Genomic DNA, 3,638 nt, shown 5'->3' on the forward strand with positions numbered 1-3,638 from the left:
TCAAGAGAGTAGAAGAAAAATATATTCTTCAATACATGGGGACAAACAAATTCAGAGTTATACCCAAAAACCATTTGTCTACAGTGGGTTACGACGCAAAATCGGCTTGTTCAGGGTGGAAGTTCAGATTAATACACACAAACAGCCTCGGCTGAACAGATGTGAGTATTTCCGACCATATCCTCTCTCCAAAATCGAATGCCTCTTTCTTGTTTTCTAGGTTCTCTAGATTTGGAGATCTGAAAGGTACAAAGTGTCCGGATAAAGTGGATTCTATAAGTTCATGTTCGCTGCCGGGATAATTTACTTTTTCGTGGATCTTCCCGAACATTTTTTGAATTTGTATTTGTAGCTTGCTCTCCCCTGGCTTCTTGCCGCCCCAGCTTTCATCTAAGTAGGGGCTGCCTTCCTCGCAACTGGGGGGAGGGTGGTCGTGGCGTATTCTACTCCCGCCTGGATTCAGTGTAATAAAGGCTATCTTAGGGTTGCTTTTTAATACGGTTTTCGAGCAGGTCAGAAACCTCCAGCCGAGTTCATAGCCATGTTCCTGATAGAAATTTTCTATTTGATCTACGATATCTTGAAAAATTTTGTCTGGCATTGGATGTCCAGTGAGTTCGTCATCGGCCTCTCCTTTCAGATAATTAACCGCCTTGCCGGCATTGGTGTCGAGAACAACCATCTCGTCAGCCTCACTCGAACCGGGGTGGTTCCAGCAAAGATTTGCGAGCGGGCAACTCCAGCTCTACGCCGCCCAAAGGAGCAAATCGAGCGCGTATAGCAGCTAAGAGGTTTGTTGGAGGGTTCTCCTGTTTAACTGCCTCATGCAGAATGGCGCAGACCTCTTCCTCTACAGAACACCCATGCCCTGCTGCTCTTTTGCGCAATTGCGTTTTCACTCCATTATCGAGATTGCGAATTGTAATGCTTGCCATAATCTCACCATCTGTTGCTTAAACCTCTCGCCCCTTGATACTTTAAACCACGATTATAATAAATCCAGATCGTTGCTTGAACCGCATGCAACTGTTAGAATTTTGCAACTATGATATCTTCCGATTTTCTAGAATTTATACGCTCCGTGCGGGACCAACTAGTCCGCAATATCTTTCAGACCGAGACAGATGTCCGCGAAATGATTGTTTCGCCGGTTCTTGGACACTTGGGCTGGCCGCGAAACCCCTTGTATATACGTACAGAATATTCGCTTGGCAATCTAAAAGTAGATTATGGTCTCATGATCTCCGAGAATAGCAGCACTCCGCGATGCATAATTGAGGTCAAGGCGTTAGGCAATTTAGCAAATGCTGACCGTCAGCTTTTTGAGTACGCGTACAGAGCGGGTGCTCCTATAGCCGTCCTTACTGACGGAAAGCAATGGATGATTTACCTCTCGATTGGCGGCGGAGAATTCCAAGAAAAGCTTGTCCGCACTTTTGATTTTACCAAGCACGGTCCTGAGGAAATAGCTAAAGGGCTTGATCGTTATTTGTCATTTGATAATACACGTTCTGAGCAGGCCAGAAGGAACGCCGAGGATGATCGCGATAAGCGAATTACAAAAGATATGGCGAAAAAGCAAATTCCCGTCGCTTGGGAAAATCTACTTAAGGCGAATTCTGACAGGCTTGTTAACTTGTTGATTGAGGAGACATCACAGTTTTCAGAATACCCTCCGGCCAGATCGGATGTGGAAAAGTTTCTTAGGAACCTAAAAGCCCCTGGACAAGAACCCGAACTTTTTTCTCACAAGAAGCAGCAAGAATCTGAACCTGAAAAACTCAAGAAAAAGTCTGATAGGGAAACCAGTTTTATTTTTCTGGATGAGGGATACACGGAAAAGAGCATGGCAGATGCGTTCGCAAAAATCATGGGGATTCTGGCCGTGAGAGATAAAGATTTTCTCTCTCGCCTTGCGTCGAGCCTTCCGGTCGGAGGAAGAAGAAAATGGTTGTCTCGAAATCGAGAGGGTTTGGGAAGACACACGTGGGATAGAGATAGGGCGAGAAAACTTCCAGGAGGTTGGTTTTTAAATACGCATTCGTCAACTGACGAGAAGATCAGAATTTTGCGAAAAGCTTGCAAAATCGCAGGTATTCCTTTCGGAAAACCGAGCGGACTGAAAATCACTTTCCCATCAAGGAATTAATCCTTTCCGTTGAATTTACCGCCGACGGTATTATTATATTTTTTGTATAGGGAAAGCCATTGTTTTTCTTTGGGCTTGAAAAATATTTCGGAGGCATTCATAAAAAATGAACACTCTTAAAAGTCTTTTTCTGCTTGCCTTTCTCTCTGCCATTCTGGTCTGGGTGGGGGGTATGATCGGCGGCAAGGGCGGTGCCATGGTTGCGCTCGTGCTCGCGGGAGTTATGAATTTCGTGAGCTACTGGTGGAGCGACAAGATCGTTCTCAGGATGTACAAAGCAAGCGAGGTCGGAAGGGACAACGCGCCTGATCTCTACTCCGATGTAGAAGAACTTGCCCAGATAGCGGGACTTCCAATGCCCCGGGTCTACATAATCCCCGAACAGGCCCCGAATGCCTTTGCCACGGGCAGGGACCCCAACCACTCGGCCGTAGCGGTCACTCAGGGAATCATGCGTCTTTTGAACAGAAACGAACTTAAAGGCGTAATCGCTCATGAGCTTGCCCATATAAGAAACAGAGACATCCTGATCGGTTCCGTGGCGGCGACAATTGCCGGCGCTATCAGCTACCTTGCCTACATGGCGCAGTTCGCGGCCATTTTCGGAGGAGGGGGAGGAGACAGAAGAGGCGGCGGCATGCTGGGACTTCTGGCCATGGCCATTATCGCCCCGATGGCGGCTATGATCGTGAGGATGGCTATATCGAGAACAAGAGAGTTCGGAGCGGACAAGACCGGGGCCGAGATATGCGGAAACCCGCTTTCCCTTGCTGACGCGCTTAGAAAACTTCAGGCGGGAGCGTCTAGAGTCCCCCTTCAGGTAAGCGAGCAGGCGGCCGAGAGCACGGCGCACATGATGATAGTGAGCCCGATGATCGGGGGAGGTTTCGCGAAGCTTTTCAGCACGCATCCTCCAACCGAAGAAAGAGTCGCAAGGCTTGAAGCCATGGTCGGGGGCCCTGTCCAGACTTGAGGAATTTTACCTGCAAGGTAGCCCGAAATTATTAATGTGCTGAGATATTCTCATGGGAACTAAGCGGAGTACAATATCTCCTCTTAAGCTTACTGTTAAGGGTTCGGAGATGCCTGTGCAATGGGCGAAGCAAGCTGGTGTGAATGCCGACGAGCAGGTTGAGATTGTTATTCGGCCTGATCATAAAGCCGCCGCTAAACAGGTGATCGAGAGTATGCGTAGAATGCGCAAGCAGGCAAAAGAACGTGGCTTGACATCAGAGAAACTGGCTTCCTTGCTTGATGACGTTTAGGCATTGATCCGGCTTTCAAGCCCGGCACCCAATTATTTCCTGTTCTGCGTTTATAATCAGGCAGTTACTTGGCTTCTGAACCGGGACATTAGCACACTTGTGTTCGGATTCAGTCGGAACGGATATATAGCGCGACAATCATCATATATGCGACAATAGAATGGCTATTGGGCACTTCTAAAAATTGGTTTGCGGCTCAAGATTGCGGACAACTTCCCATTTCC

General features: G+C 47.7%; 5 protein-coding genes. 3 read left to right on the plus strand and 2 right to left on the minus strand.

The window, feature by feature from the left end; translation table 11 throughout:
- Window positions 1-88: 88 nt before the first annotated feature.
- A complete protein-coding gene (locus OXG10_05330) occupies window positions 89-682 on the minus strand; it encodes a hypothetical protein (protein MCY3826785.1) in 594 nt (197 codons plus the stop codon).
- A 10-nt stretch (window positions 683-692) separates the two neighbouring features.
- Window positions 693-935 carry an Arc family DNA-binding protein gene (locus OXG10_05335; GenBank protein MCY3826786.1) on the minus strand — a complete coding sequence of 81 codons (243 nt, stop codon included), beginning with the start codon at window positions 933-935 and terminating at the stop codon, window positions 693-695.
- A 110-nt stretch (window positions 936-1,045) separates the two neighbouring features.
- Here OXG10_05335 and OXG10_05340 point away from each other — a divergent pair, with 110 nt between their 5' ends.
- The 3 genes from OXG10_05340 (at window position 1,046) to OXG10_05350 (ending at window position 3,414) form a co-directional block, all read left to right on the plus strand.
- Window positions 1,046-2,149 (plus strand): type I restriction enzyme HsdR N-terminal domain-containing protein, encoded by a 1,104-nt coding sequence (locus OXG10_05340; protein MCY3826787.1) that lies wholly within the window; start codon window positions 1,046-1,048, stop codon window positions 2,147-2,149.
- A gap of 106 nt (window positions 2,150-2,255) precedes the next feature.
- On the plus strand, window positions 2,256-3,122 hold the full coding sequence (gene htpX, locus OXG10_05345) for a zinc metalloprotease HtpX (GenBank protein ID MCY3826788.1): 867 nt from the start codon (window positions 2,256-2,258) through the stop codon (window positions 3,120-3,122).
- 115 nt (window positions 3,123-3,237) lie between these two features.
- Window positions 3,238-3,414 (plus strand): hypothetical protein, encoded by a 177-nt coding sequence (locus tag OXG10_05350; protein ID MCY3826789.1) that lies wholly within the window; start codon window positions 3,238-3,240, stop codon window positions 3,412-3,414.
- Window positions 3,415-3,638 lie beyond the last annotated feature (224 nt).

It is taken from the genome of Candidatus Dadabacteria bacterium (assembly GCA_026706695.1).
GTDB lineage: Bacteria > Desulfobacterota_D > UBA1144 > Nemesobacterales > Nemesobacteraceae > Nemesobacter.